General features: G+C 74.0%; 2 protein-coding genes. Both read left to right on the forward strand.

Features of this window, described 5'->3' with window-relative positions; all coding sequences use genetic code 11:
- Positions 1-183: 183 nt before the first annotated feature.
- Positions 184-1,548, forward strand: coding sequence for a dihydrolipoyl dehydrogenase family protein (locus QH270_RS19435; protein WP_280344399.1), 1,365 nt, complete (start codon positions 184-186; stop codon positions 1,546-1,548).
- Positions 1,545-2,987 (forward strand): aldehyde dehydrogenase, encoded by a 1,443-nt coding sequence (locus QH270_RS19440; RefSeq protein WP_280344402.1) that lies wholly within the window; start codon positions 1,545-1,547, stop codon positions 2,985-2,987. Before QH270_RS19435 ends, QH270_RS19440 begins: the two co-directional genes overlap by 4 nt.
- Positions 2,988-3,094: the final 107 nt, after the last annotated feature.

The following is a 3,094-nucleotide window of genomic DNA, read 5'->3' on the forward strand; positions in this document are numbered from 1 at the left end:
GACCCTCGCCCCCACCCCCCTCCCCCACCACCCCCCCCCCACCCCCGCGGGGGGGGGGGGGGGGGGGGGGGGGGGGGCGCCCCCCCCCCCCCCCCCGCCCCGCCGCGCGGGGGCGCGCGGGGGGCGGGGCGCGGGGCCCCCCCCCCCGCCCCCCCCCCCCCCCCCCCCCCCGGCCTGAGCACCGTGATCGTCGAATCCGAACTGGTCGGCGGCGAATGCTCCTATTGGGCGTGCGAACCAAGCAAAGCGTTGCTGCGCCCGGCCCTGCTCCATCGCGAGGCGGCCCGCTTTCCCGGCGTCGCGAGCGCGGTGACCGGCCCACTGGACGTGGCCGCGGTACTGAAACATCGCGACCACATGGCCGCCGATTGGAACGACGAGGACCAGCTCGCCTGGCTCGACTCCGTGCGGGTGGACCTCGTGCGCGGCCACGGGCGACTCGACGGGCCGAAGCAGGTGACGGTGCGGACTTCCGACGGCGCCACCGTGCGCCTGCTCGCCCGGCACGCGGTCGCGCTGTGCACCGGAACAGCGGCGGCGTTGCCCCCGTTTCCCGACTCGGATGCGCTGCGGCCGTGGACGAGTCGCGAAGCCACTGCCGCGCAGGCGGTGCCGGACCGCCTCGCCATCCTCGGCGCGGGGGTGGTGGCGGTCGAGATGGCCACCGCCTGGCAGGCACTCGGCGCGCAGGTGACCCTGATCGCCCGGGAATCCCGGCTGCTGGAGCGCGTGGAGCCCTTCGCCGCCGACCTGGTCGCCGAGCGGCTCGCGGACGCGGGTGTGGACCTGCGGCTAGGCACGACCATCGCGACCGCGCGCCGTCTCGACGGCGGCGTCCAGCTCGTCCTCGCCGACGGCACCCGGCTCAGCGCCGACGAGTTGCTGCTGGCTACCGGGCGGACGCCGCGCACCGCCGACCTCGGCGTCGACACCGTCGGGCTGACCGCCGGCGGCTGGCTGGACACCGACGACACACTCACCGTCACCGCGGTCGAAGGCGACTGGCTCTATGCCGTCGGCGACGTGAATCGCCGGGCCCTGCTCACCCACCAGGGCAAATACCAGGCCCGCATCGCCGGTGCGGTCATCGCCGCCCGGGCCCGCGGACAGCGGCTGGATACCGGGCGCTGGGGCCGGCACGCCGCCACCGCGGACGTGGCGGCGGTACCGCAGGTGATCTTCACCGATCCGGAGATCGCCGCCGTCGGCCTCACCACCGCCGAGGCGGCCCGTACCGGACGCGCTGTGCGGGTGGTCGACTACGAGATCGGGCACGTCGCCGGGGCGATCCAGCACGATCCCGGCTATCGAGGGCGAGCCCGCGTGCTGATCGATCCGGAACGCGAGATCGTCGTCGGGGCCACTTTCGCCGGTGCCGGTGTCACCGAACTCCTGCATTCGGCGACGGTGGCGATCGCGGGTGAGGTCCCGCTGGCCCGGCTCTGGCATGCCGTGCCGTCGTTCCCCACCATCGGCGAGGTCTGGCTGCGGCTGCTGGAAACCTACCGCGACCAGCAGGAGCCGCCGACCCGAGGAGCCGTCGCGTGATCACCTACGAGCGGCTCTACGTCGGCGGTGCGTGGACCGAACCCAGCGAACCGGCGCTCTTGGAAATCCTGTCCCCGCACGACCGGTCGGTCATCGGCCGGGCGGCGCAGGCCCACCCCGCGGACGTGGACCGGGCGGTGGCGGCGGCCGCCGCGGCCTTCGACAGCCGTGTCTGGCGCGACACCCCGCCGCAGCGCCGCATCGCGGTTCTGCGCCGCTTCGACGAGCTCCGGGCCGCCCAGGCCGACCGGATCGCGGCGCTCATCACCGCCGAGAACGGCTCGGCGTCCTGGTTCACCACGGCGGGCCAGCGGGGTCTGAGCAAACAGGCGCGCGCCTACTTCACCGCCGCCGAGCGCTTCGCCTGGGAGCGCACGCTCACCCCGTCGGACCCGACCGACCAGGTGCGCAGCGTCGTCCGGCGGGAACCCGTCGGCGTGGTGGCCGCGGTGATCCCGTGGAACTCGCCCTTCGCCGCCGCGACCGCGAAGATCCTGCCCGCCCTGCTCACCGGCAATGCGGTCGTGCTCAAGGCCTCGCCGGAGAATTCGCTGAGCATGGGCGTGCTGGCCGAGTTGATGGATGAGGTCGGACTGCCCGCGGGCGTCCTGAGCGTGCTGCCCGCCGACCGCGACACCAGCGAACACCTGATCTCGCATCCGCGGGTGGACAAGATCGCCTTCACCGGGTCGACCGGGGCAGGCAGGCGGATCGCCGCCATCGCGGGTGCCCAGCTCAAGCGGGTGAGTCTCGAGCTGGGCGGGAAATCGGCGGCGGTGATCCTGCCCGACGCCGACCTGACCGCGGTGATGGCGGGCCTGAAGTTCGGTTCGCTGCTGAACAACGGGGAATCGTGCATCGCCCAGACACGCGTGCTCGCTCCGCGCAGCCGGTACGCGGAGGTGGTCGCCGCGCTCGCGGCGCTGGTGGAGTCGCTGCCGGTCGGCGATCCGCGCGACCCGCTGACCTTCATCGGCCCGATGGTGCGCGGTGATCAGCAACAGCGCGTCCGCGACTACATCGAGGCGGGCATCGCCGAGGGCGCGCGCCTGGTCTGCGGTGGGCCGCAGCTCCCGCCCGGCCTCGGCGACGGTTTCTACGTCACGCCGACGGTTTTCGCCGACGTGACACCGGATATGCGCGTCGCGCGCGAGGAGATCTTCGGGCCGGTGCTGGTGGTCATCGCCTACGACGACATCGAGGACGCGATCCGCATCGCCGACGACTCCGACTACGGGCTCTCCGGTGGCGTGTGGTCGGCCGACACCGAAGCCGCCCTGGCGGTCGCGCGCCGGATCCGGACCGGCACGGTGACGATCAACGGCGCGCCGGTGGGCTTCGACGGCCCGTTCGGTGGTTTCAAGGCCAGCGGGATCGGCCGCGAGTTCGGCGAGGTGGGCCTGGGCCAGTACACCGAATATCAGACCATCACCGTCTGACTCGTGTCGACCACCGACTCCCGGGCCCGGGGGGCGAGGGACCGGGGCCGGGGGCGGGGTGTGTGGGTGGACGGGGAGCCGGGGTCGCGGGGGGGGACCGCGGCGGG

The organism is Nocardia neocaledoniensis (genome assembly GCF_029868625.1).
Lineage (GTDB): Bacteria > Actinomycetota > Actinomycetes > Mycobacteriales > Mycobacteriaceae > Nocardia > Nocardia neocaledoniensis_A.